Origin of the sequence: Pseudomonas sp. Fl5BN2, from assembly GCF_009908205.1 — a bacterium.
Lineage (GTDB): Bacteria > Pseudomonadota > Gammaproteobacteria > Pseudomonadales > Pseudomonadaceae > Aquipseudomonas.
Genome location: NZ_JAAARL010000002.1, coordinates 354,824 through 380,833 on the forward strand (window position 1 = coordinate 354,824; position 26,010 = coordinate 380,833).

Sequence of the window (26,010 nt, forward strand, 5' to 3'; positions counted from 1 at the left end):
CCCGTTCCGGGCTTCCGAGATCATTCCTCAAGTAGCAAACAGATAGGCCTCGACGTCCATTCCGGCATCACGCATCTGTGCCAGTTTGTAGCGCAGGGTCCTCGGGCTGATCCCCAGGCGCTCCGCTGCCTCCTTGCGGCGCCCGCGCTCGGAACGCAAGGTATCGATGATCATCTGGAACTCTCGACGTCGCAGATCGTCGCCCAACCCCCCCGATTCCCGGGGTCCGCCCTCGATATCGCCTAGCGCACCGCGAAGTGCCGGCTGATTGGCGGGAGCTAGCGCTGGCAGCGGCGCACAGGCCAGCGGCCCGGCGAGACAGAAGTCTTCCGGCTGAATCAAGCCGCCCTGTTGCAGGATCAATGCTCGCTGCAACGCATTGTCCAACTCACGCACGTTACCCGGCCAGGGATACGCCAACAGACAAGCCTGAGCCTCAGCCGACAGCCTGGCGGCGGCATGCTTCATTTTATTGACGTGTTTGGCCAGCAAGCGCTCGGCCAGCGGCAGGATATCGGCGGTGCGCTCGCGCAGCGGACGCCAGGCCAGAGGAAATACCGACAGACGGTAATACAAGTCCTCGCGAAAACGCCCCGCCGCGACTTCTCCTGCCAGATCACGGTTGGTCGTGGCCACCACCCGAATGTCCAGGCTAATCGGCTTGCGTGCGCCCACCCGCTCGACCTCGCGCTCCTGCAAGACCCGCAGCAGCTTGGCCTGCAGGCCGAGAGGCATTTCAGAAATCTCGTCCAACAAAATGGTGCCGCCGTCGGCCTGCTCGAACTTGCCGGGCTGGGCGGCAATAGCCCCCGTAAAAGAACCCTTCTCGTGCCCGAACAAGGTGGCCTCGAGCATGTTGTCGGGAATCGCCGCACAGTTGATGGCGATGAAGGGCTGATGAGCCCGATGGGAATGCTGGTGGATATAACGCGCCAGGACTTCCTTGCCAGTACCTGACTCGCCGGAAATCAACACCGTGGAATCACTGCGAGCCACCCGCGCCGCCAGCTCCAGCAACTGCGCACTGGCCGGCTCAAAAGCCACCGGCCCTTCATCCTCGCCAGCCCCCAGAGACCCCAAGGCATGGCGTGCCACCAAGTCGAGCAAGGCTCGAGGCTCGAAGGGTTTGACCAGGTAATCGGCAGCACCCTGGCGCATGGCATCCACTGCGCGCTCGACGGCACCGTGAGCGGTCATCAGCAATACTGGCAACTGTGGCTGGCGCGTGCGCAGCAGGCCCAGCAACTGATGACCATCCATGCCCGGCATATTGACGTCGCTGACCACCAGGCTGAACGACTCGGCCGCCACTGCCTCCAGCGCGTCTTCCGCACTGCCGACCGCTTTGTAGTCATGACCGGCCAACAGCAGAGTGTCTGCGAGGGCCTCGCGCAGCGCGCGATCGTCTTCAACCAGTAAAACCTTGATTGCCATTACCTTCACTCCACTCCATGAGCACTGGAGAACAGGGGCAAGGTCACCAGCGCACAAGTACCGCGCCCAGGACGCGAACGCAGCGACAATTCTCCCTGATGGGCACGTGCCACTGCCTTGACCACCGTCAGGCCGAGCCCAGTTCCATTAGCCTTGGTAGTAAAAAATGGCTCCCCCAGACGTTCCAGCACCGCAGCATCGATACCGCTGCCACTGTCGCTGACGCACAGCCGCAGGGTATCGCCCCGGCTATACAGGTGCACCTTGAGACGCGCCGCGCCAGCACTGGCCTGAACGGCGTTCTCGATCAGATTGAGCAAGGCCCCCACCAGCGTGTCGCGATTGCACAGCAACTCGCCATGATGACTGTCGCACTGCCAGCGCACGGCAACGTCCTGGACATGAGTCAGGGCCGCGGCCTGCAACGACTGCAACAGCGCCCTGGGAGTCAGGCGATCGGTCAGGGGCAACTCACCACGAGCGAATACCAGCATGTCGCGGACCTGATGCTCAAGCTCATGCAGACGCTCCTTGAGCCGCCCGGCAAAACGTTGGTGAGTGGCCACCGGCAGCTCCTGCTCAGTCAGATGACTGGCATACAGCAAGGCTGCCGACAACGGAGTGCGAATCTGGTGAGCCAGGGAAGCAACCATCTTGCCCAAGGAAGACAACCGCTCATGACGGGCCAATTGATCTTGCAGATGACGGGTTTCAGTCAGGTCATTGAGCAGCACCAACTGCCCCGGCTCAGCATCCAGCGAGCGAGTAGAGATCGACAGGCGTCGACCGTCGCGCAGGGAGATTTCATGACCGTCGTCTTCACGCGGAGCAAAACTGCGGGCAATGATGTTGCGCCATAGCTCTCCGGCCAACGGCAACCCCAACAGCTCGCATGCAGCCGGGTTAGCTTCGCTGACAATGCCCTGACCATCAATGACGATCACCCCGCCCGGCAGCAGATCGAGAAGGTTCTGCAGCCGGTTGGCCAGACGCTCCTTCTCCGCCAGCTCTTGCATGCGCTGGGCACTGACCACCGCCAATTCACCCTTGAGTTCGGTAACCCGGGCTTCAAGCATGCTGTAGGAGTCAGTAAGTTGGCTCGACATCTGGTTGAACAAGGCAAAGGCCTGCTCAAGGCCCAGCCGGCTTGCCTGCTCTACGGACGACGATTGCCCCTGAGCATCAGGGACAGGAGACATCTGGGCGGCTTGGGGCATCGTGCTCTCTCGCTTGGCTGACCGTCAGTTAAACGGAACGTTGCAAGAGACGTAGCAATACCCGTGCCTAAAAAAAACCAACCAGATTTCAACGACTTGAAAAACAGGCGTCAATCATCTGCCTGTTCATCACCCTCACGGCGGCTCATGCCGTACTTACGCATCTTCTCCACCAGGGTGGTGCGACGGATGCGCAGCCGCTCGGCGGCTCGTGCCACGATGCCATTGGCATCATCCAGCGCCTGCTGGATCAAACCCTGCTCCAGACTGCCAAGGTAGTCCTTCAGGTCCAGGCCTTCCGGCGGCAGCATGGCAGTGGCGGCAAAGTCCGGCGCATGGCCGTTGATTGCCACCCGCTCTTCCAGATCGCTGCGCAGACTGTCCACCAACTGCTCATCTTCGTCATCGACATAGCGGAACTTCTTCGGCAGCTCGACCACACCGATCACCCCGTACGGATGCATGATCGCCATGCGCTCCACCAGGTTGGCCAGTTCGCGGACGTTGCCCGGCCAGCCATGCCGGCACAGGGACATGATCGCGGCAGAATTGAAACGGATCGATCCGCGCTTCTCGTGCTCCATGCGTGAAATCAGCTCGTTCATCAGCAGCGGAATGTCTTCCACTCGCTCACGCAACGGCGCCATCTCGATCGGGAACACGTTGAGGCGGTAGTACAGATCCTCACGGAAACTGCCCACTTCGATCATGCTTTCAAGGTTCTTGTGGGTGGCGGCGATGATTCGCACATCAACACCCTGGGTCTTGTTGCTGCCCACCCGCTCGAAGGTGCGCTCCTGCAGTACGCGCAGCAGCTTGACCTGCATCGGCAGCGGCATATCGCCGATTTCGTCGAGAAACAGGGTTCCGCCGTTGGCCAACTCGAAGCGTCCGGCACGGCTAGTGATAGCCCCGGTGAACGCCCCCTTTTCATGACCGAACAGCTCGCTCTCCAGCAATTCAGCCGGAATAGCTCCGCAATTGACGGGAACGAAAGGCGCGTCACGGCGCTTGGAGTGATAGTGCAGATTACGCGCAACCACTTCCTTGCCAGTACCCGACTCACCAAGGATCAGCACGCTGGCGTCGGTATCCGCCACCTGCTGCATCATCTGCCGCACATGCTGGATCGCGCGACTGGTACCCACCAGACTGCGGAACAGATTGGGTTCGCGATGCCGACCGCGCTCGCGGGCCTGATCGTACATTTCACGATAGACCTGAGCCCTATGCAGGGAGTCGAGCAACTTGCTGTAGCTGGGGGGCATTTCCAGGGTAGAAAGCACTCTCCGGCGCTGGTCTTCAGGCAGTTCAACGGAAGAATTTTCGCCCATTAACAAAACCGGAAGGAACTCATCCCAGGTTGAGAGTGTCTTTAGCAAGCCCAGAAGTGCACCAGGAGCATTTACAGTCCCGATGAGGACGCAAATTACTTCGCGACTTGACGACAAAGAGCCGACGGCCTGCTGCCAGTCATGGCTGCCGCAGGGGAAATTTTCCTCGCCGAGAAAATTTAAAATCACCGCCAGGTCGCGGCGGCGCACGCTATCGTCATCGATCAGCAGAATTTTGGTTTCACGCCACATGCAATAGCAACTTCCCTAGTCAACTCAATGCCCAGAATGAGGGGCAAGCTAGACGCGCTTGTCGGCATTTTCTGCCTTATAGACGCCTGAAATCTGAAAACAGCCACTAGTTAAGTCAAAAATGCGTGCACAGTCAAATTTATGGCGCGCAACGTTCGGATTAACTCAACATCAACCGAACAAATGGTAAACCTTTGCCGCGTTCTGTGCTTGCTGGATCTGCGACATCTCGTCGACTATTGCCTGGCGCTCACCCGTTGCCACCTCAAGCAGTTGCCGGTAAACCCCCAACAACTCCTCCAGATTGTCCCGCAAGGCGACTTCGTCGACCTGAGCTTCACTGAGCACGTCCTCCATGCATGAACGGCAGGCCAGGTCCAACTCACCAATGGCTTGCCAATTGCGCTCGGCCAAAGCACCAACCAGGGCCTCGCGAGTTTCTTCAATGCGTTGCAGGACAGCACTCATGGTGTTTCTCCTTAAAACTGCGGACCTGGAGCTGCAATAGCGTCCCAGCCCTCTTTGACCGTGCGCAGCAGATCAGTGACTTCATCGAGGATCTTCGGATCGGTCTTGATATTGGCTTCGGTCAGACGCTTCATCATGTAGGTGTAGAGACCGTCCAGGTCACCCAGGGTTTCCGGGGAGTTTTCCAGGTCCAGGCCCTCACGCAAGCCACCGATAATGCCAATGGCCTTGCCGATGAACACGCCTTTGTTGGCAATATCCTTGCGCTCCATCGCGCCCTTGGCCTGAGCGATACGATCCAGGCCGCCTTCCATCAGCATTTGTACCAGACGATGAGGACTGGCTTCGGAGGTCTGCGCCTGCGCACCGATCTTCTGGTACTGCCGAAGGGCTAACATCGGATTCATGTGATACCTCTTCAAAACTCAAGGGTTCGTATAAGCAATATATCGACGCAACGTCAAAAAACTTTAGGTCACATACAAAAGCCCGGAGCGCTGGAAAACGCTGCCGGGCTTTTGGCGCTGAGTGAATATCAGCCTTTTTGCTGTGCGGTCAAGGCCTGGAACATCGACGTGATGTTGCTGGAGGTAGCCTTCAGCTTGCCTACCAGGGTATCCATGTCGTTGTACTTTTTGGTCAGCACCGCGGTCAGAGTCGCCACTCGACGATCAAGGGCATCCTGCTGATCGCTGAGTTTTTTCTTGGTCATATCCAGGGTCTTGGTCCGAGTGGTCAAAATCCCCTCGGTCATGGTGCCTACGCCCTGAGTGAAAGGCTTGATGGCATTGGTCATGCGATCCAGCAATCCCAGGTTGGTGCCATCGCCACTGAACAGTTTTTGCACCTCACCACCCAGCTTTTTATCCGTCATGGCGACAGTGAACTTTTTGTCATCAAAGTCCAGCGCACCAGTCTTCTGGTTGGTGGTAATACCCAGCTGCGCCAGCACGGTCAGCTTGTCACCCGCCCCGGTTTCCGATAGTGGTGCACGAATAGCCGCCAGAATTGAGCGAGGCAGTGAATCACCGGTCAACTGCGCTGGAATTGTCGGTTTGCCGCTGTCATCCAGAGAAGGCTTGGTCAGGGTAGTAATACCGTTGGCCACGGCGTTGTAGGCATCGACAAATTTCTGGATCGAGGTTTTCAGGCCTTCAGTGTTGGTAGCAACCGTCACCGTGATAGGAGTGTTAGCGGCGGTCGGAGCGACCAGGTTGAGCTTCAGACCGGAAACCGCCTGAGTGACGGCATTGGTTTTGCTGGTCAACTGCATACCATCGATACTGAAGACCGCATCAACGGCCAAGCCACCGACGGAACCGGACGAGGTAGCCGTGGTGGGATCCTGAGCAGTGCCTTTAGGCATGACCTTGCTGCCATCGATCTCCAACCCAGCGATACCACTGACAGAAAAGTCAGTGCCTGCACCAGTCTTGCTGGAACCGATCACCAGTCGCGAACCGAAGGAGTCAGTCACGATGTTGGCGCTGATCCCTGACATGTTCATCTTGGAATCGGCGTTGATCGAGTCACGCACCGACTGTAACGTCGCATTCGCACCGATGGTCAACGGATAGCTAGTGCCATTTTGAGTGATGTTCAGTGTACCACTCGGAATGGCACTGGTATTTCCTCCGGCAAAAGCCGCACTGGCCACTTTTGACGAAGTTGCAATATTCGTGACGGTAACGGAGTACTTGCCGGCAACCGCATAGTTGTCTGCCGTGGCATCCACAAACTTGCTGTCGCTGGAGGTAGCCGCAAAGCCGGCAAAGGAAGGATTGATAGAACTTCCCAACCCCGTGACCGACAGGGTGCTCTGGAAGGTCGACAACAACGACTGCAAGGTTCCGATACCGGAGATGCTGGCACTGTTGGTGGTAGTTGCACGGTCGATCTGACCTTGCTTGGCCGATTTGTCAGCCGCTACCAACGCCTTGACGATAGCACCAGTGTCGAGGCCGGAACCCAGACCGGTACCCGGTAGAATTGGACTTGCCATATGTCTCTCCCTTCAATGTGCCGCCAGTCTTTTGACCACTACAGCGCCCAAAAGTACAGAGCAACAATTTTCATGCCAGCTGTCAGACCTTGGCGCTGAACAGCAAGCTGCTAGCGTCATTCAAGCTGTTGGCCAATTTCAGCACTTCTTCGTTGGGGATCTGACGAACCACCTCACCCGAATCACTGGCAATAACCTTGACCACGACCTGCCCGGAGGGCTCGTCAATCGAGAACTCCAGGTTACGCTTGACCGACTGGACGAACTTCTCGATTTCCTGCACGGCCATCTTCAACTTTTCCTGCTCGGCCTGCGCATCTTTTTTACCGTCCTGCTTGGCGCTTGCCGAAACAGCAGGAACGTCCTCTCGAGGCTTCTCCACAGGCTTGTCAGCAACAGGCGTCACCGGCTTGGCCGCAGGATAAGACAAGTTCAGCTTCACGCTCATATCCATGTCCATCACCTCTTAAAGTAAAAAAGCGGGAGAGCACGACCAGCGCACTCCCCCGCCAAAGCTTAGCCGGCTATTACTGAAGCAGCTTCAGTACAGCGGATGGCAGTTGGTTGGCCTGGGCCAGAACTGCGGTCGAAGCCTGTTGCAGAGTCTGCTGCTTGGTCAGCTGGGCAGTTTCAGACGCGAAGTCGGTATCTTGTACGCGACCCAGTGCAGCACTGGCGTTTTCGTTGATGTTCTGCAGGTTGGAGATGGTGCTGGTCAGACGGTTTTGTGCAGCACCGAGGTCAGCACGGCTGGAGTTGATGGTCTGCAGAGCCTTGTCGATGGCGTCCATTGCAGCCTTGGTGCTGGCTTCTGCAGTGGCGCTGTCGGTACCGGTGATAGCGATGGCAGCAGAGTCAACGCTCAGGGTTGCAGCGTCGAAGCCGCTGGCCAGAGTGATGGTGATCTGGTTGGTAGCACCAGTGTTGGAACCGACCTGGAAGGTCATGGTGCCAGCAGTACCGTCGATCAGGTTCTTGCCGTTCAGGTTGGTCGACTTGGCGATACGAGTCAGCTCGTCCGACATCTGACCGAATTCTTTGTTCAGAGCAACGCGGTCTTGAGTACCGTTGGAGTCGTTTCGCGACTGAACAGCCAGTTCACGCATACGCTGCAGAATGTTGGTGGATTCTTGCATCGCGCCTTCAGCGGTCTGGGCGATGGAGATACCGTCGTTGGCGTTTTTGATCGCCATGGTCTGGCCACGGATCTGCGAGGTCATACGGGTAGCGATCTGCAGGCCGGCGGCGTCGTCTTTTGCACTGTTGATTTTCAGGCCGGAAGACAGGCGAGTCATCGAAGTCGACAGAGCGTCGGAAGCGCGGTTCAGGTTTTTCTGAACGTTCAGCGACGTGACGTTAGTGTTTACTGTTAAAGCCATGACGAATTCCTCGTTGGTTGGGTACTGCGGCTTCCGGCCCTGGCAACCGCCGGGTAATGGCCTAGAGAACCTTCGTAATAGTTATCGTCGGCAATGCAAGTTGCTTTAGGGCTTTTTCAAAAATATTTGCCATCACCCGGCCACCTCTTGAGAAACAAGGGCTTAAACCCATCACCAAACGAAAAAATGACGCCAGAAAATTCCCAACCAAAACCGAGTTAGCCCACACCGGGGCACCCCCTCTAATCCGCGAATGCTACCTGCAACCAGTCCACCAACTCATACTCGAGATAATCGGCCAGACCCAGCCAGTCCTGCGCCTCCTGGCACTTGAGCATCAATCCCAGTAGCGCGGCCCAATCCTGCTGCGCCGACGACGGCGCACCATCAACCAGCCCTTGTACCGGGTCGAACAGCTCGATCATCGCCACAGCCGCCTCGACATCCCGCCCCAGACGGAACAGGTCGGCAACGTCCCGGGCATTGTCAAACAAAGGCTCATGTCGACTCATCGGACAAAATCCCCATGGAAGGTCGTACCGGCAATCATCGCGCCGCTGCGACTGGTATTGAAAAATGCAACCTCGGGCTGGCCCTCGATGTAACGCTCCAGCTCACACAGATAGCTACGGAAATTGAGCTGGGTCTTGACTCGCTGCCCGTGACCGTCCAGTACCCAATGCTTGGCGGCATTGAGCTGTGGCCCCAGATCACCGTCCTGCCAGCCGGCGTGAGTGCGATTCATCGGAAACGCGAAGTCCGCACCGAACAGGGTCACTCGCCGAGCGCCCATCTTCACCGCCAGGTCCACTGCCGGGTGAATCACACTGCCACCCGAGTGCAATTGAGCCCGCGGCACCCGCAGACGCATCTGTTCGAAGAGCGGGCTGGTCGAATAGGCGACGTAACGCGGCCCCTGCCAGCCCTCAAGCACCTGCGGGTCGGCCAACGGCATATAGACCAGGGTGGTGCCCTCACTGCCCTGAGACGGCAAATGCCGGGAGGAAATACGCTGATCGATGCTCACCACCAGGTCCGGCTGGATACCGTGCCTGCGCAGCGGCTGATAAGCCGTATCCACGCAGATAAACAGCGGTCGCTGCGGCTGCTCGGCCAAGGATCGCAAGGCTTCGAAGTGCGGTTCCAGACTCGGCCCGGTAGCGATGACGAAGACCTCGCGCCCGGGATCCGTGCCAAACAACTCGGCGACATCCAGGTCCGCCTGGACCCAGGACTCGACGGCAACCAGACGCGCGGCAATATCAGCCGCGTCGGCCGTGAACCGGCGATTGTTGAACGATAAATGGATTTCGCTGATCAGCCGGTCACGGATCTTCGCACTGTAGTCATCCGCCAGTACCAACTCGGCCGGCAGGGCAAAGAACGGCAATTGAATCTCTCGCAGATCTCCGGCATACAACAACTCGACCCGCGGATCAGCCAACCAGCCCTGCTGCTCAAGCAACTGCAGCGACAGCTTGAACACGGCGCCATTGAGGATGTGCACATACAGCCGCGTAAGCTCCGGGCGTGCCAGCAACGCCATCTGCAGATCCCCCAGGCCAGAGCCATACAGGTGCAGAACCGGCGCCTCAGGCAAACTGGCCGCCTGTCTGTGGGCTTCACGAGTGCGGTCATGGCGACTGGTCAGCTGGATACCGCCAATGCTCAGGGTCGAGCCCAGCCCTTCCACCAGTTCAGCCTGCAACGAGGCATCGTCTTCAGCCAGCACCCGCTCCAGCAGCACCGGCCAGCGCTCCCTCATCACCCGGGCGTTGCGTTCAAAGCTGTCGCTCATATTGCCTCGCTTATCACTCGTGCAAAAAAATAGCGCTCAAGATTACACCTTGAGCGCTATGTTTACCGCCGCAAGCAGAGGCTCAGGCGCGATAGATGATCGCCGATCCCCAGGACAACCCGACGCCAAAACCGCTCAAGGCCACGCGCTTCCAGCTGGAGTCGAACATGTGTTTTTCCAGCAGCAGCGGAATGCTCGACGACACGGTATTACCGGTTTCCACCATATCCTTGATGAACTTGTCCGGGTTCCCCTCGAAACGCCGGGCCACGGCGTCGACGATAGCCGCGCTGCCCTGGTGAATGCAGAAGGCATCGATGTCATCAGACTGCAAGCCTGACTCATCCAGCAACTCGTGCAGGTGGGCCGGAACCTTGAGCAGGGCGAAATTGAACACCTGGCGGCCATTCATGAAGAACACGCCATCGGTGACCTTCAGATGCGGAGCACCGGAACCATCAGTACCGAACTTGGCCTTGCCCAACTGCCAGGTGGCCCCCTCCCCCAACCAGGTGGCGGTTGCGGCGTCACCAAACAGCATGGTGGTGTTGCGGTCTTCCGGATCAACGATCTTCGAATAAGGATCGGCGGTGACCAACAGGCCATTCTTCAGCCCAGTGGCCTCCATGAAGCCCTTGATAGCGTAGATGCCGTAGACGTAACCGGAGCAACCCAGGGAAATATCGAACGCCGCTACGGTAGTCGGCAGGCCCAGCTTGTCCTGGACGATCGCCGCGGTATGAGGCAGGCCTTCTTCGTCACCGTTCTGGGTGACCACGATCAACACATCGATGGCTTCGCGCTTGAGCTCAGGGTTACTGGCGAACAAAGCATTGACCGCTTCGACACACAGATCGGAAGTCTCCTGCCCAGCGTCTTTGCGCGGCAGGAAAGCCGAACCGATTTTGCCCAGGATGAACTCTTCATCCTTGGCGAATTTTGCACCTTGTGCGTAATTGTCCACGCCGGCTACAGGCACGTAGCTCGCAATGCTTTTTATGCCAATCATTACGGCTTCCCAATAATAAACAGCTCAATACCCCCGCTCAGTCACTGAGCAGGGGCTGCCGAAAAAAATACAGATATACCTGCCAAACACCGCGGTATCGGGAAGAACCAAGGGCTATCACTGGACCTGTCACGCAGGGCTGGCGCCATCTTCCCGGGCAACACAATACAGTGAAGATGCGCGTTATGACTCACAGGTCACGCTATTTTGCCGAATCCGCCACACAAAGGCCTATTCGACCAATGCCCAGTCCAGCGCAGTGCCACGCTTGAGCGGCTGACGCGCACGACGGCCAAGCAGCGTATCGTAGTGTTTGGGGGCCAGCCCCAGCCCAGGGCGGATTGCCCGCACATTGTCCGCACTGAACAGCTCTCCAGCCTGCATGTCCCGAGTGACATATAGCGACCGACGGTAAACCAGAGACTTGCTTTCAGCCTGGGTGGCGCCATAGCGTACCTGCCCCATGGCCTGCCAGGCGCGCTCGGTTTCCAGCACCAGGCTGGCCAGTTCCGCAGGCTCCAGGGAGAAGCTGGCGTCGACCCCGCCAGCGGCGCGATCCAGGGTGAAGTGTTTCTCGACCACCGTAGCACCCAGCGCCACCGCCGCCACGGACACCCCGACGCCCATGCTGTGATCGGACAACCCCACTTCACAGCCGAACAGTTCCCGCAGATGGGGAATGGTCAACAGATTGCTGTTCTCTGGCGACGCCGGGTAAGTACTGGTGCACTTGAGCAGCACCAGGTCACGGCAACCCGCTTCCCGGGCAGCACGGACACTTTCGTCCAACTCGGCAATGCTGGCCATGCCGGTGGAGATGATCAGCGGCTTGCCGGTAGCGGCTACTCGGCGAATCAGCGGCAGGTCGGTGTTTTCAAAGCTGGCGATCTTGTAGGCAGGAACATCCAGGCTTTCAAGAAAATCCACCGCGCTTTCATCAAACGGCGTGGAAAACGCCAGCATGCCCAGTTCTCGCGCCCGGGCGAAGATCGGCTCGTGCCACTCCCAGGGCGTATGGGCACGCTGGTACAGGTCGTACAGCGATGAACCGGCCCAGAGGCTGTCCGGATCCTTGATGAAAAACTCCCCTTGATCCAGGTCCAGGGTCATGGTGTCGGCGGTGTAGGTCTGCAACTTCAGAGCATGGGCACCGGCCCTGGCTGCGGCCTCGACAATCTGCAGGGCCACATCCAGCGACTGATTATGGTTGCCGCTCATCTCGGCGATGATCAACGGCGCATGGCCGGCGCCGACATGGCGCGAACCGATCTTGAAGCTAGTCATCCAGATGTTCCTTCAATACTCGGGTGAATTCGCAGGTGCCCTGGTGATAGCCGGCCCGGCGAAACAATGTCAGCGAAACCTGATTCTCTGCCATGACCTGGGCCCGCAAGCGCTGTGTATCAGGCCAGTGGCGCAGCAGGCAAGCCTCGCCCTGCTCCAGCAGGGCTTGCCCCCAGCCAAACCCGAAACGTCCGGCAAACAGGTAGATCGACACTTGGACGTCCCCTTGTTCCCGGTCATAGCGCAGCATTCCCAGTGGACCATCAGGCAACTCAGCGATCAGCAACAAGCGCTGCGGGTCATGCAAACAGGCCTTAAGCCACTGCACATGGCTCGACCAATCGATTACCCCAGACTGCTGGGACCAACGCCTGACCGAATCGCCATTGCGCCCCTCGAACAGCAGCTGGGCATCGTCAAGGGTTGCCGGACGCAGGCACAGTGCCGCGGTGAACAACGCTGCCGCCACCCGCTGCGCGCCCAGACCATCGACCAGTTCGCGGCCCCGGGCGGCCAGGCTGTGGCGCAACCCCGGGTTGCCCAGCAGGAGTTGCAAGGCGTGGCGCATCTGTTCGACGTCCACCCGCTCACAGGGCCCCAGGTACACGTGAGCTCCTGCTTCGGCCAGCAACCGGGCATTGGCCTCCTGATTGCCGGCCACGGTAATGCACAGGGTGGGCACGCCCAGTACCGCTCGCTCCCAACTGGTACCGCCGCCGGCACCCAGGCACAGATCGGCTTGCGCCAGCAGCCCGGCGAAATCGCTCACGTAGCTGTGCAAGTGCCAGTTCGGCCGGTCTGCGGCCAGCACCTGCATGGCCTGCCAGTGCGGATTGCCACTGCCGGCGACAAAATCCACCTGCAACTCACCCAGGTCAGCCAACGCCAACATGGCCTTGTGGGTCTGGCCGGCGGCATCGAAACCACCGAAATTCACCAGCAGGCGCTGCGCCAGTGGCCGAATCAGGATCGGCGGGCGACGAAACTCTTCACGCAGCAGGGCAAAGCGCGGCCCGAACAAGGTTCGACAACCGGGGCCATACAACCCGGCATACGCCTCGGCCGAACCGCTGAAGTTCTGGTCCAGCAACAACTCCACCGCGTGCCGGCGGTTGGCCAGATCATCGATCGCGGCGATCCGTGGCGCAAACTGGCGTGCAGCGCTCTGCCACTGATGGTCAAGGCCGTAATGATCCACCAGCACCCAATCGAAGGTCGGTTGATCAACCAGGGCCTCCCGCAGCGCGGCGATATCTGCCTGCCAGGGCAAGGGCGCCTCAATGCCCAACTGCGGGCGCTCAGCGGCGTAGCGCTCAGGCAGCTCAAAGGTCTGAAAACCATCGTCGTGCAGGGCCGCCAGACGATGGCCGGGCAAGCGTCGACAGGCAAATGCGACATCGGCACCTTGTCGGCGCAGCACCTGAGCCAGGCTCAGACAACGAGCCACGTGACCACTGCCGATAGTCGGCGAAGCGTCGGCCCGGATCAGCACCCTCACTCCAGCTCCCCTCCGGCCTTGAGCGCGGCGTACAGGTATTCAGCCCGGCGCCAATCCTCTTCGGTGTCGATATCCTGCACCAGGTGACGCGGCAGGATCACCGGCAGGCTGCCAGACGAAAACAAGGCCTCGCCATCCAGCCAGGCCCGGCTTCGGCCCCAATAGAATTGCGCCGCATCCTGATAGGCCACGGGCAAATCCTGCGAGCGAACATGACGAAACTCGGGATACAGAGCGCCCAGGGCCCCCTGCTCGTCGAGCGTCAGCGCCCGCTGCACGGGAAACCCGAAACTGCACACCGAAAAGGCGAACGACTTGTCCGGGCGCTGCTCGAGCAACTCCAGCCCCTGGCGCAGAAAACGCAGCTGCAACAAGGGCGCAGTGGCGTAGATGCAACAGGCATATTCGAATGGCTGCCCCTGCCCCTGCAAAGCTTGCAAGGCATGCTCAATGACCGCCGCGGTGCCGGCGAAATCATCCGCCAGGGCCTGTGGCCGGACAAAGGGCACTTCTGCGCCACAGGCAACCGCCAGCTCAGAAATCCCGGGGTCGTCGGTACTCACCACCACCCGCTGGAACAGCCCGGAGCTCAGCGCCTTATCGATGGAACGGGCAAGCATGGGCACGCCATCGAAGGGTTTGAGGTTCTTGCCTGGGATCCGCTTGCTGCCACCACGGGCGGGGATAATCGCGATCGCACTCATGGCCGCTACCGCCCCTGAATCCAGTGCTGCAATTGCTGGACAACGTAATCCTGCTGCGTCTCACTCAGTTCGGGATACATCGGCAAGCTGATGGCCTGTGCGTAATAGTCTTCAGCCTCGGGAAAATCACCCTCAGCGAAACCCAGCTCCCGATAGTAGGGTTGCAGGTGCACCGGAATGTAATGCAGGTTGACCCCGATACCCGCCTTGCGCAGCCCCTCGAAAACTTCACGGTGCGAGTGCTTGATGCGCTGGAGTTGCAAACGCACGACATACAGGTGCCAGGCCGACTGCGCATCAGGCTGCGCCTGGGGCAAGGTCAACGGCAGGTCCTGCAACAGCCGCTGATAGCGGGCCACCAGATAACGCCGGCGCTGCACAAAGCCTTGCAGCTTGTTCAGCTGTGAGCGTCCAAGCGCCGCCTGAAGGTCGGTCATGCGGTAGTTGAAGCCCAATTCGACCTGCTGGTAGTACCAGGGACCATGGCTGTCGCCCACCATCTGCGCCGGGTCGCGGGTCATGCCGTGGCTGCGCAGGCGACGCAAATGCTCGGCCAGTTCCGGGCGATTGGTCATGACCATCCCGCCTTCGGCACTGGTGATGATTTTCACCGGGTGAAAGCTGAACACCGTCATCGCCGCGAACTCGCCACAGCCGACCGGACGCCCGGCATAGGCAGCCCCCACCGCGTGGGAGGCATCCTCGATCAGGGTGAAGGCATAGCGCTCGGCCAGCTCCGCCAGACGTCGCATATCACAGCTCTGCCCTGAGAAAGCCACCGCAATCACTACCTTAGGCAACGTCCCGCTTGCTTCGGCCGCTTGCAGCTTGAGGGCCAGAACCTCGACATCGAGATTCCAGGTCCGCGGGTCGATGTCGACAAAATCCACATCAGCGCCACAGTAGCGACCACAGTTGGCCGACGCCAGGAACGTATTGGGCGTGGTCCATAAGCGATCGCCAGGCCCCAAGCCCGCTGCCAGACAGGCAATATGCAAGGCTGCGGTGGCGTTGCATACCGCCACGCCATGGTCCGCCTCGCAAGCGGCTGCCATTGCCTGCTCGAAAGCCTCGATCGCCGGCCCCTGGGTCAACCAGTCGGACTGCAAAACCCCCAGTACGGCATCGATATCCGCCTGGTCAAGGCTTTGTCGCCCATAAGGAATCATCGCGCTATCCCGGTATGCAGCTCAACGAGCTGCCCCACCGACAGAAAGTCTGGATTGGTATCGGAGCGATACTCGAAATCCTCGGCCACCGAAACACCCTTCTCACCCGTCCCGTCCACAGCAAAATCGACGTTCACGCTGGTAAAGCGAATCGAGGGCTGGATCGTGTAGTGATCGTCGAACTCCAAGGTCATGCGCGCATCATCCAGAGGCACCATCAATTCATGGAGCTTCTCGCCCGGACGAATGCCCACCTGCTTATGCGGTAAGTGCGCGGCCATGCCCAAGGCCAGGTCGACAATGCGGATCGACGGAATCTTCGGCACGAAAATCTCTCCGCCGTGCATCCGCGCAAAGCTGTCCAGAACAAATTGCACCCCATGATCCAGGGTGATCCAGAAGCGCGTCATGCGCTCATCGGTAATCGGCAGTTCCTGTGCCCCTTGAGCGATCAGCTGGCTGAAGAACGGCACCACCGAACCTCGGGAACCTGCAACATTGCCGTAGCGCACCACGGCAAACCGGGAGGCCTGCTCACCGGCGATGTTGTTCGCCGCCACGAACAACTTGTCCGACAGCAACTTGGTCGCGCCATACAGATTGATCGGGCTTGCAGCCTTGTCGGTGGACAAGGCGACAACTTTTTGCACCCCGTTGTCGATGGCCGCAGCAATGATGTTTTCAGCACCGTTGACGTTGGTGCGAATGCATTCCGTGGGGTTGTATTCAGCCGCCGGCACCTGCTTCAGGGCCGCGGCATGCACCACGTAGTCGATGCCGCGCATGGCCTGGCGCAAGCGCTCGGCATCGCGAACATCACCAAGGAAGTAACGCATGCAGGGCGCATTGAAGGTCTGCTGCATTTCGTATTGCTTGAGCTCGTCGCGGGAAAACACCACGACCCGCTTGGGTTGGTACTGTTCCAGCAGGCGTCGAATGAAGCTGCGGCCAAAGGAACCGGTGCCACCGGAAATGAAAATCGACTTGCCGTTGAACATGACTGAATCCTTATCCGAGCAACTGATCCCAGTTCACCGCGTCAGCAACGCCCAGGGCAAAGCCCTTGCCGCTCAATGCCAGGTTCTGGTTATAGGCAATATCCTGGGCAAAGCGCGCCGCCCACTTGTCTTGAAGGGCAGCAACTGCCTGTGACTGCTGTGCCAAAGTCCCCGGGTGCTGCACCTGGGCCTGAGGAGTCAATACCGTAAGGTAGCCGGCATCGGCGACTTTCAGGCACAGGTCGACATCGGCGAAGGCCTGATCGAAATGCTCTTCGTCCAATCCACCCACCGCTTCGAACAGCGCCTTGGCAATCATCAGGCAGGCACCGGACACCGCTGAGTAGTTCTTCTCCACCCACAGGCTGTTCATGTAGCCCGCAGCGTCCTTGGCCTCGCCAGCGAAGGCCGCACCCAGGTGGCCGTCGAAACCCAGGATCAGTCCGGCCTGAGTGGTCACGCCCCTTTCGTTCACCAGCTTGGCGCCGACAACCCCGACCTCAGGACGTTGGGCCTGGTTGAGCAGGCTCTCGATCCAGTTGGCGTTGACCACTTCACCATCGGCCGAGAGCAGCACCAGGAACTCGCCCCGCGCCTCCCGGCACGCCATGTTGTGCAAGGCCGAAGCACTCAGACGCTGGCCGCTGCGCAACACACGGATACGCTCGCTGCGCCCTTCCAGGCTGGCCAGCCAGCTGTCGAGCTCGGCGCTCTGGCTGTGGTTCTCGGCAATCAGCACTTCATACCGCTGGTAGCGAGTACGCTGCAGCACGCTGACCAGGCAGCGTTGCAACTCGACGAAGTTGTCCTGGCTCGGCAGGATGATCGACACCAGCGGCCGCTCGGCGTGCTGATACTCGATCTGGTAGGTACCCGGCCGTGACGAACTGACCTGGGCGCGATAGCCCCGCGCCGCCAGATGGCGGGTCAGCACCTGACGCTCTTCAGCGCTGGATTCGTCTCCCGGAGCGCGGCAGATCAACAACGGCTCGGCCAGATGCGCCAGGCCGCCAAGGCCGCCTTCCTGGATCAGCTTCAACAGCACATCGAACTCCAGCGCCTGCTTGAGATCGCTGGAGAAACCACCGACCTGCAACAATGCCTCGCGCTGCAGCAACCAGTGGCGGGCCATCAGTGACGGGGCGCTTTGCAACTGGTCCAGATTGACCCCAGGCCGGAACACCGGGCTCAAGGTGAAATCACTGCGGCGCTGGACCTCATCCATGGCCACTGCGCGAATGCCTTCGGCGCCCAGCAGCTCCAGGCTTGCCCGCAGCAGACCGCTGGCGGTGAACTGATCACCTGCCTCGACCAACAACACCCAGTCGGCGCTGGACTGCGTGAGCGCTTGGTTGAGTCGTTCGCTGTAGTTGTTTTCAGTCACCTTGACGAAGTGCAGGGTGTCCTGGGCAGTGGTAGTGGCCGGCAAATCGCCAGTGGTCAACACCACCAGCTTGAAGGCCTTGAAATGGCTGGTGACCAGGCTGTCGAAGGTCGCTTGCAACTTGACCATGTCGGCGTCGAGGTCGAGCAACAGGATCTGCACCTGAGGGCCGCCGCCGTGGCGCGCCAGGTGAGCATTGATGGCATTCAACTGCGCCGGTGCCGGCGAACGCGCCTCCAGCCAGCTGAGCAGACGTCCCGACTCGGTGCCGTTGAACAGCGCACGACTGTCCGGCCCTGGCACCGAATCCAGCCGCTCGGCCCAGACCTGCAGCTTGCGCGCCTCCTCCGGCTCGTCGCTGTCCTGCATCGACTCGGCCAGGCGCTTGACCACCTGGCGGTTGAACAGGTTCAGGGTCAAGGCTTCCCACAAGCGACTGCGCACGGTCTGCACGGTGTCGTTGGGATGCACGCGCATCAGTTCTTCCTGGCGCAACAGTACGCCTTCCAGTTCATTGAGCTGGACCCGGCCCGCCGGCATGGCGTGCATGAGGAATTCGAACTGGGTCAAAAGATCGAACATCGGCTTGTTGTAGAACGGCATTTCGACAAACTGCTCGGGACCGAAGGAACGTACCGGCTCGTCCCCCACCGCGACCCAGGCCGAACGGAAAATCATCGTACCCCTGAGGGAGCGTCCGGCAAGCAGGCACTCGGCCATGGCCGCGAAACTGTCCAGGGCAATCTGCTTCACCTGCTGCGGATCCCGTCCACTGAAACCGCTGGGCAGCGCCGCGAGAAACTCGGCAAAGTCCTCACGCTGCTGCACCGACAGGGCGTCCTTGAACGTCAGCACGGTCAAGACATTGGTGTTGTGCTCGGAAGCGCCGTAATTGACCTCGCGCACGGCATAGGGAATCGGCAGAATCCGTGCCTTGGCGCAGGCCAGAAGGTAGAAGCTGTGGCCAATTTCCTGCCACTCGAAACTCACTCCTGGTGGCAACTGGTTGTACCACTGGTGCAACAGATCGGTACGCGTCACCCCATAGAACGGTGGCAGAAACTGCCCCATGAAGTTCATGACCCGATCCTGGGGATCAGCGGACGCATAATCTTCGATGACCCGGCAGTCACGGCGGTAATAGTTGGTTTCCGAAGCCCGGGCCAGGTACATCATCCCGTAGCCATGACACAGCCCGTAGTCCGGGTGGGCTTCGAGAAACTCCACCGATGCGGTGAGCGCGTCATGGATCAGGAAGTCGTCATCGGCGGCAAACGCCATGTAGGGCGTGGTGACCAGGTTCACACCGTAAGTCAGCTTGTCCTGCAGGCCCTTGTAGGTGAACTGGGGCAGATGCCGGTAGTCGACCTGGGGATAGCGCTCAGCCAGGGACTCATCCGCTTCCAGCGATGAGTCCAGGACCAGGATCGAGCAGGGGTAGGTGCTGTAGTACTGCAAGGTGCGTTGCAGAAACGCCTTGCGGTTGTGGGTCATCACCACCAGGGTGAAGCGTTCGCTCATTGGCGCTGCGTTACTGTTCATTGCTTTGTCTTCAACCCACATATGCCCTTCCCCAGCACCGGCCAACCGTCCGGAACCTGCAACCATTGATGTTTAACGAACCCGACGCAGGTAACCGTCCGGCGCTACGGTGATCAGCAGCTTGTTCTGCATCTGGTAGTCGATCTCGAAATCACGGTTCTCCTCCAGATAAGCCCAGACCGCAGTTTTCGGGTTATCGCCCGGCCCCCAGGGACGATCCGGGAAGAAGGCCGGCGGCATGTCCTCGACCACGGTGTCCATGACCACGCAGTAGCTGTCGACCGAGACCAGCGGCGCATACAGGCGCAGCTCTTCAAGCACGTGCTCGTGGGTGTGATTGGAGTCCAGGACCAGAATCACTTTCTTGCCCGCGGCCGCGGCCCGTACCTGCTCGGCGATGGCCGGATCGATGCTCGAACCTTCGATCATGCGGATGCGCTTGCTCATCGGATGCTGCTCGATGGCTTCGCGGTTGTGCGGACGGATATCCAGGTCGATACCCAGCACTTCGCCATGGCCCTGCAACTCCAGCAGCGAGGCGTAGTAGATGATCGAACCGCCGTGGGCGATACCGCATTCGATCACCAGGTCCGGCTTGACCCGCCAGATGATCTCCTGCATGGCCATCATGTCCTGGGGCAGCTGAATGATCGGCCGGCCCATCCAGGAAAAGTGATAGCTGTACTTGTGGCCAGCGGACTCGTTGAAAAACTCACGGGCCAGGCCCTTGAGTTTTTCATCCTGGCCCTGGGCACTGATCTGCGCCTGGCATTCTTCTTCAAAAGCTTGGATGACGCTTTTCTCGGTCATGTTCGATTCTCAATGACAAATTAGCTGAATGAAGCGCTATCGACGGCGTGATAGACGTAACGGCCATCGGTCATGCGCTTGATTTCTTCGAGGTAGTTGGAGTTCATCACGAACAGGTTGGCGCCCACGGGCAACGCCTCCATGGCTTCTTGCGGTGATGACACCCGCATGCCGCTCAGCGGCAAGTAACGGCCCTGCTTGGCCGGATTGATATCCACGACTTGATCCACCGCCACGCCGGCCCGTTGCAGGAACAGCGAATAGATCACGCCCTTGGAAGAAGCGCCCCAGATCCCGGCAGCGGTTTGCGGCGCCGACTGGATGATGCGTTTGGCGCACTCGATGCTAGCGGTGAAATCCGCCGGCATCTGCAGCGGCCGGACCGGTGCCGGCAACGCCGACTGCAAGCTGCCCAGGTCCGCCACCACGTACAGGTATTGACCGCCAAACAGATGCCCGGCCTCATGCACGGTGCCGAACATGCGCTGCAGGTCTTCGAGACGAAAGTAATTGACGTGCTCATAGAACACGTCGAACCAGGCGCGATGCTCGAGGATCCAGTCGAAACACGGCACTTCGATATAGATCTGCCCGCCTTGGTTGGCATCGGCGATCTCCGCCAGAAAGGCCTGCGGATCGGCGATATGCTCCAGCACATGGCGCAGTACGATAGCCTCGGCAGCCAGCCCCAGGCCGCGGGTAAAAGGCGCCTTGATCACCTCGGGGTTGGTCCCCTCGTAGGCCGGGTCGATCCCGGTGACGGCGTAGCCCTCGGTGCGCAACAGTTCGAGGAAATAGCCCTTGCCGCAACCCACCTCGATCAGCTCGCGCCCCTTGAAGTGCCGGGCAATGATGCCCTCCACATCCTTCAGGTGCCGCTGGAACTGCGCCGAGTGCGCCTGCTCGTTCTGATAGTCGCTGTCGTAGCTGAGCTTGTCGGCATCGAAGGCCTGATTGAAGATCAGCCCGCTTTGCAGGTCCTGCACCAGCACGATATCCGCAGACGCCGAAGCGCGAGCACTCTGGGCATCGGCGAAGGTGCGGTTCTGCAGCACCGGCAAGTCGGCGACCCGATACAACTCATGCGCCATGTTCGGCTCCTGTTATTTGCTCCAGGCGCTGGTTCAAGCCCCAGAAAGCCATGGGTTCGTAGTCCGGGTACGGGTAATGCCCCAGGTTCAGGCGGATCGATGCTGCGCGCTGGGCGATACGCTGTTCCACCAGGGCGCGCACGGATATCGGCTGGCCACTGGAGCAATTGACCACCCCGGAAAACCCTCGCTGACCGAGCAGCGCAGCCAGGTATCCAGCCGCCTCCTCGATGCCCAGGTAATCCCGCAGTTGTTCGCCGCCCGACATATTGAAAACTTCGTCACCGCTATCGATCGCTCGATCCAGCGCCGCCAGCAAGCTCTTGGGGTTCTGTCCCGGGCCATGCAGGTAGAACAGCCGTGCCCACTGCAAACTGAAGGGCAACTGCTGCTGCAGGGCTTGTAGAAACAGATGCAGGCTGTGCTTGGCCAATCCGTAGGGATTGCTCGGGCGAGCCTCGACCTCTTCACTCAAAGGCCCGCTCTGCATGCCGTACTCGAAGCAGGTGCCGGTGACCAGCACCTGAGTCACCCCCGCCTCGACCACGGCCTTGATCAAGCGGTAATCCGCCATCAGGTTGTGCTCAAGGTGAAATAGCGCCTGATAGTTGGGCAGCCCGGGCCAGGCCAGATGCGCCAGCGCATCGACCCCGTCCACCAGCGCCGCAACATCGAGTTGTGGGGCGTGCACATCCAGCGCCCTGAACTCCACCGCATCGAACCAAGGCATCTGCCGTGCCTTGTCGGCATCCCGGGCCACCGCGCGCACCCGGCAACCCCGAGCCAGCAAGGCCGCGACCAGATGCTGGCCGACAAAGCCGGTGGCGCCAGTGACCAGCACCTGCATGCCGTTCACAGCAGTTTCAACTCAGGCACGGCGATCACGAAACGCCCGCCCCATTGCCGAACCTGGGCCAGTTGCTCACTGACTTCGGTCAGCAGGTTCCAAGGCAGCACCAGCACATAGTCCGGGCGTTCCTGATCGATGCGCTCCGGAGCCACCACTGGAATCCGGCTGCCAGGCAAGAACTTGCCTTGCTTGTGCGGGCTGGCATCTGCGACCCAGGCCAACAGGTCGCTCTTGACCCCGGCGTAGTTGAGCAAGGTATTGCCCTTGGCCGCAGCCCCATAACCCACTACCCGCTTGCCCTCGGCCTTGGCCTTGAGCAGGAAGCGCAGCAGTTCATGCTTGATCTGCAGCGCTGCCGGAGCCAGGCTCCGGTAGTACTCGGGAGTCGTGACCCCGGCCTCCTGCTCCAACCGCAATTGACTCGCCACGCGGTCCTGCAGAGGGTGGTGCGAACCATCAATACGCTGCACGAACACCCGCAGCGAACCGCCGTGGGTCGGCAAGGTCTCGACGTCAAAGACTTGCAGGCCGTTGCGTTGGCACAAGCCCTGGACGGCGGTCAGCGACAGGTAGGAATAGTGTTCGTGGTACAGGGTGTCGAACTGCTGCCCGGCCATCAGGCTCAGCAACTGCGGAAACTCGAACGTCGCCACGCCCGTTGGCTTGAGCAAGGTGGCAAAGCCGCAAAGGAAATCGTTGATATCCGGCACATGGGCCAGCACATTGTTGGCCGCCATCAGGTCGGCGCCCCAACCCTCCTCCAGCAGTTGCTCGGCGGTATCACGACCGAAGAACGACTCGCGGATCTGCAGCCCTTTGTCACGGGCGGCCTGGGCGGTACTGCGGGTCGGCTCGACCCCCAGGCAAGGAATGCCGCGCTGGGCCACATACTGCAGCAGGTAGCCGTCGTTCGCCGCGACTTCCACCACCCGGCTCCGGGCATCGAGTTCGAAACGCTCGACCATCTGCGCCACATAGCCCTGGGCATGCTTGAGCCAGGTACTGGAGAACGAACTGAAATAGGCGTAGTCGGCGTCGAACAGATGATCGGCGCGGGTGTAGTCCTCGGTCTGCACCAGCCAGCATTGCTGGCAGACCTGGACCTTCAGTGGCACCCACTGCTCGGCCTGGTCCAGTTGCTCGGCCCGCAGGTAGGCGTTGGAGGGCGGTGAGGTGCCCAGGTCGATCAGAGGCAGGCTCAGGCAAGCGCCACAACCGCGGCAATTCATAGTTTCACTCCAGCGAATGCGGGATCGAGCAAGGGATGGCTGGCATCCCGGCTCGACAGATTATTGACAGGCAACGGCCAATCGATCGCCAGCCGCGGGTCCAGCACCGACAGCCCGGCCTCATGCTCCGGTGCATAGTCGGCGCTGTGCAGATACAGCAATTCGGCATCGTCGCTCAGGGTCTGGAAGCCATGGGCAAAACCCGCCGGCAACAACAGGCTGCGACCGTCACCGGCCCGCAGGTGTTCAGCGTGCCATTGCAGGAACGTCGACGACTCGGGACGCAGGTCCACCGCCACATCCCAGACTTCGCCGCGCAGGCAGGTGATGAGCTTGGCTTCGGGCTGCGCCGCAGTCTGGTAGTGCAAGCCGCGCACGCTGCCGCGCTCGCGGGTGCAGGAGTGATTGATCTGGCGGATATGAAAAGGTTGGCCGAACGCGCTCAGGCTACCCTCGCAGAACAGCCGGGAAAAATGCCCGCGCTGATCCTCGAAGCGTTTGTGACGAACCTCGAACAAGCCCTCCAGCGGCAGGGCCAGGACCTGGAACTCGCTCACAGCGCCCCCCGATACAGGTTCAACTGCCCCAGGGTCACGGCGCGCATGTCCGCACCGCTCTTCCAGGCCAGGTGCCAGTCGAGGGTCTGCGCCAGACATTGCTCCAGGGTCCAACGGGGTTTCCAGCCAAGCAACTGGCGGGCGCGACTGCTGTCCAGACGCAACAGGCCGGCCTCATGCAATTCACTGGGCTCGATCCGCAGGCCAGGGGCTTCAGGCCACTGCCCGGCCAACAACTCCACCACCTCACCAACGCTGCACATGTCTTGCTCGCCGGGACCGAAGTTCCAGGCACCGGCGTATTGCGGACCTTGCTGGTACAAGCCAGCGGCCAGCTGCAGGTAGCCGGCCAGGGGTTCCAGGGCGTGCTGCCAGGGGCGGACCGCCTGGGGATAACGCAAGGTCACCGGCTCGTCGTCCGACCAGGCCTTGAGCACATCGGGAATCAGCCGCTCGGGGGCGAAATCGCCGCCACCGAGGACATTGCCGGCCCGTGCCGTGGCCAGGGCCAGGCCATGTTCGGCATAACGCTCGGCAGCAAAGAAAGAGGATGCATAGGACTGCGCCAGCAGCTCGCAACAGGCTTTGCTGCTGCTATAGGGATCATGCCCGCCCAGGGGCTCGTTCTCCCGATAGGGCCACAGCCACTCCTGATTGGCGTAGACCTTGTCGGTGGTCACCAGGACGCAGGCGCGCACCCCGCCCACCTGGCGGATCGCTTCCAGCAGATTCAGGGTGCCCATGACATTGCTTGAGTAGGTCCCCAGCGGATCTCGATAGGCCTCACGCACCAACGGCTGAGCCGCCAGGTGCAAGACGATTTCCGGCTCCACCTGGGCAATCAGCTCCAGCAGGCTGCCCAGGTCGCGCAGGTCACCGCGATGGTCATTGATGCCTTCGGCCACCCGGGCCAGTTCGAACAGGCTTGGCTCGGTCCCCGGGTCCAGGGCAAAGCCACTGACCTCGGCCCCCAGGCTCTGCAACCAGAGGCTCAGCCAACTGCCCTTGAAACCGGTGTGACCGGTCAACAGCACACGCTTGCCGCTCCAGAACTCCGGACTCAGTCCCATTGCTTCCACGGGGCCTCCCCGCTTTGCCAGAGCTGCTCCAGGTGGTTCTTGTCCCGCAGGGTGTCCATCGGCTGCCAGAACCCGCTGTGCTCGTAGGAGCGCAGTTGCTGGTTCTCGGCCAGTTGTATCAGCGGTTCGGCTTCCCAGGTGGTGCTGTCGCCATCGATGTAGGACAACACCTTGGGCGAGAGCACGAAGAACCCGCCGTTGATCCAGCCACCGTCGCCACGAGGTTTTTCGGTGAACCCCAGGACCCGATCACCATCGCGCTCCAGGGCACCATAGCGGCCTGGCGGCTGCACGGCAGTTACCGTGGCCAGCTTGCCGTGGGCCTTATGGAAATCCACCAAGGCACCGATGTTCAAGTCGGATACGCCATCGCCGTAGGTAAAGCAGAACGCCTCTTCATCCTGCAGGTAGCGCCCGGCCCGGCGCAGACGCCCACCGGTCATGGTTTCCTCGCCGGTGTCGATCAGCGTCACGCTCCAGGGCTCGCTGTAATTCTGATGCACGTCCATGCGGTTGTTGCGCATGTCGAAGGTCACATCCGAGGTGTGCAGGAAGTAGTTGGCGAAGAAGTCCTTGATCGCGTAGCCCTTGTAGCCCAGGCAAATCACGAAGTCATGAATCCCGTGGGCTGAATACTGCTTCATGATGTGCCAAAGAATTGGCTTGCCACCGATCTCGATCATGGGCTTGGGCTTGAGGTGAGACTCTTCGCTGATTCGCGTCCCCAGCCCACCTGCCAGAATTACTGCCTTCATTGCGGTCCTCTTGCTCTTCGTGGGCTGAACCAGCCCTCTTGAGGCCTGGCATAACGCCAGACGCAGATCATTCATTCGCAGCCAACGGCTACCTGGCACCGCGCTGCGGTGAGGGTTTTATGGCGATATGCAGAGGACTTGCAGGAAGTGCGCCAATTACGCGAGCA

24 protein-coding genes are annotated in these 26,010 nt (G+C 60.3%); all 24 read right to left on the reverse strand.

The window, feature by feature from the left end:
* Window positions 1-27: 27 nt before the first annotated feature.
* On the reverse strand, window positions 28-1,434 hold the full coding sequence (gene fleR / locus GV819_RS04000) for a sigma-54-dependent response regulator transcription factor FleR (RefSeq protein WP_161753709.1): 1,407 nt from the start codon (window positions 1,432-1,434) through the stop codon (window positions 28-30).
* 5 nt (window positions 1,435-1,439) lie between these two features.
* Complete coding sequence (locus GV819_RS04005; protein ID WP_178124769.1) at window positions 1,440-2,633, reverse strand: sensor histidine kinase; 1,194 nt, start codon at window positions 2,631-2,633, stop codon at window positions 1,440-1,442.
* A gap of 128 nt (window positions 2,634-2,761) precedes the next feature.
* Window positions 2,762-4,237 (reverse strand): sigma-54 dependent transcriptional regulator, encoded by a 1,476-nt coding sequence (locus GV819_RS04010; protein ID WP_161753712.1) that lies wholly within the window; start codon window positions 4,235-4,237, stop codon window positions 2,762-2,764.
* Window positions 4,238-4,408: 171 nt separating this feature from the next.
* The gene (locus tag GV819_RS04015) at window positions 4,409-4,705 is read right to left on the reverse strand and encodes a flagellar protein FliT (RefSeq protein WP_161753714.1); all 297 of its coding nucleotides are present in this window, start codon (window positions 4,703-4,705) and stop codon (window positions 4,409-4,411) included.
* Between the two features lie 11 nt (window positions 4,706-4,716).
* Window positions 4,717-5,112, reverse strand: a complete 396-nt coding sequence (fliS, locus tag GV819_RS04020) for a flagellar export chaperone FliS (protein ID WP_161753716.1) — start codon at window positions 5,110-5,112, stop codon at window positions 4,717-4,719.
* A 128-nt stretch (window positions 5,113-5,240) separates the two neighbouring features.
* A complete protein-coding gene (fliD, locus tag GV819_RS04025) occupies window positions 5,241-6,707 on the reverse strand; it encodes a flagellar filament capping protein FliD (protein WP_161753719.1) in 1,467 nt (488 codons plus the stop codon).
* A gap of 82 nt (window positions 6,708-6,789) precedes the next feature.
* Window positions 6,790-7,161 (reverse strand): flagellar protein FlaG, encoded by a 372-nt coding sequence (locus GV819_RS04030; protein ID WP_161753721.1) that lies wholly within the window; start codon window positions 7,159-7,161, stop codon window positions 6,790-6,792.
* A gap of 73 nt (window positions 7,162-7,234) precedes the next feature.
* Window positions 7,235-8,086: a flagellin domain-containing protein gene (locus tag GV819_RS04035; protein WP_161753723.1), complete on the reverse strand. Its 852-nt coding sequence runs from the start codon at window positions 8,084-8,086 to the stop codon at window positions 7,235-7,237.
* 242 nt (window positions 8,087-8,328) lie between these two features.
* Window positions 8,329-8,598, reverse strand: coding sequence for a hypothetical protein (locus GV819_RS04040; protein WP_161753725.1), 270 nt, complete (start codon window positions 8,596-8,598; stop codon window positions 8,329-8,331).
* Window positions 8,595-9,884: a motility associated factor glycosyltransferase family protein gene (locus tag GV819_RS04045; RefSeq protein ID WP_161753727.1), complete on the reverse strand. Its 1,290-nt coding sequence runs from the start codon at window positions 9,882-9,884 to the stop codon at window positions 8,595-8,597. The genes GV819_RS04040 and GV819_RS04045 overlap by 4 nt, the downstream gene beginning before the upstream one ends.
* Window positions 9,885-9,966: 82 nt before the next feature.
* The gene (locus GV819_RS04050; protein ID WP_161753729.1) at window positions 9,967-10,893 is read right to left on the reverse strand and encodes a ketoacyl-ACP synthase III; all 927 of its coding nucleotides are present in this window, start codon (window positions 10,891-10,893) and stop codon (window positions 9,967-9,969) included.
* Window positions 10,894-11,124: 231 nt separating this feature from the next.
* A complete protein-coding gene (pseI, locus tag GV819_RS04055; RefSeq protein WP_161753731.1) occupies window positions 11,125-12,177 on the reverse strand; it encodes a pseudaminic acid synthase in 1,053 nt (350 codons plus the stop codon).
* Window positions 12,170-13,675 (reverse strand): UDP-2,4-diacetamido-2,4,6-trideoxy-beta-L-altropyranose hydrolase, encoded by a 1,506-nt coding sequence (pseG, locus tag GV819_RS04060; protein ID WP_161753733.1) that lies wholly within the window; start codon window positions 13,673-13,675, stop codon window positions 12,170-12,172. Before pseG ends, pseI begins: the two co-directional genes overlap by 8 nt.
* Entirely contained in the window at window positions 13,672-14,379 is a 708-nt protein-coding gene (pseF, locus tag GV819_RS04065; RefSeq protein WP_161753735.1) for a pseudaminic acid cytidylyltransferase, read from the reverse strand. The genes pseG and pseF overlap by 4 nt, the downstream gene beginning before the upstream one ends.
* Before the next feature lie 5 nt (window positions 14,380-14,384).
* On the reverse strand, window positions 14,385-15,548 hold the full coding sequence (pseC, locus tag GV819_RS04070) for a UDP-4-amino-4,6-dideoxy-N-acetyl-beta-L-altrosamine transaminase (protein WP_161753737.1): 1,164 nt from the start codon (window positions 15,546-15,548) through the stop codon (window positions 14,385-14,387).
* The gene (pseB, locus tag GV819_RS04075) at window positions 15,545-16,546 is read right to left on the reverse strand and encodes a UDP-N-acetylglucosamine 4,6-dehydratase (inverting) (RefSeq protein ID WP_161753739.1); all 1,002 of its coding nucleotides are present in this window, start codon (window positions 16,544-16,546) and stop codon (window positions 15,545-15,547) included. Before pseB ends, pseC begins: the two co-directional genes overlap by 4 nt.
* 10 nt (window positions 16,547-16,556) lie before the next feature.
* On the reverse strand, window positions 16,557-19,493 hold the full coding sequence (locus GV819_RS04080; protein ID WP_161753741.1) for a TIGR00180 family glycosyltransferase: 2,937 nt from the start codon (window positions 19,491-19,493) through the stop codon (window positions 16,557-16,559).
* A gap of 51 nt (window positions 19,494-19,544) precedes the next feature.
* Window positions 19,545-20,282 carry a cephalosporin hydroxylase family protein gene (locus GV819_RS04085; RefSeq protein WP_161753743.1) on the reverse strand — a complete coding sequence of 246 codons (738 nt, stop codon included), beginning with the start codon at window positions 20,280-20,282 and terminating at the stop codon, window positions 19,545-19,547.
* Between the two features lie 20 nt (window positions 20,283-20,302).
* Window positions 20,303-21,373: a class I SAM-dependent methyltransferase gene (locus GV819_RS04090; protein WP_161753745.1), complete on the reverse strand. Its 1,071-nt coding sequence runs from the start codon at window positions 21,371-21,373 to the stop codon at window positions 20,303-20,305.
* Window positions 21,363-22,220, reverse strand: a complete 858-nt coding sequence (locus tag GV819_RS04095; protein ID WP_161753898.1) for an NAD-dependent epimerase/dehydratase family protein — start codon at window positions 22,218-22,220, stop codon at window positions 21,363-21,365. Before GV819_RS04095 ends, GV819_RS04090 begins: the two co-directional genes overlap by 11 nt.
* A 5-nt stretch (window positions 22,221-22,225) precedes the next feature.
* Complete coding sequence (locus GV819_RS04100; RefSeq protein ID WP_161753747.1) at window positions 22,226-23,452, reverse strand: class I SAM-dependent methyltransferase; 1,227 nt, start codon at window positions 23,450-23,452, stop codon at window positions 22,226-22,228.
* Window positions 23,449-24,009, reverse strand: coding sequence for a dTDP-4-dehydrorhamnose 3,5-epimerase family protein (locus GV819_RS04105; RefSeq protein ID WP_161753749.1), 561 nt, complete (start codon window positions 24,007-24,009; stop codon window positions 23,449-23,451). The genes GV819_RS04100 and GV819_RS04105 overlap by 4 nt, the downstream gene beginning before the upstream one ends.
* Complete coding sequence (rfbG, locus tag GV819_RS04110) at window positions 24,006-25,088, reverse strand: CDP-glucose 4,6-dehydratase (RefSeq protein WP_161753751.1); 1,083 nt, start codon at window positions 25,086-25,088, stop codon at window positions 24,006-24,008. The genes GV819_RS04105 and rfbG overlap by 4 nt, the downstream gene beginning before the upstream one ends.
* The gene (gene rfbF, locus GV819_RS04115; protein WP_161753753.1) at window positions 25,070-25,843 is read right to left on the reverse strand and encodes a glucose-1-phosphate cytidylyltransferase; all 774 of its coding nucleotides are present in this window, start codon (window positions 25,841-25,843) and stop codon (window positions 25,070-25,072) included. Before rfbF ends, rfbG begins: the two co-directional genes overlap by 19 nt.
* Window positions 25,844-26,010 lie beyond the last annotated feature (167 nt).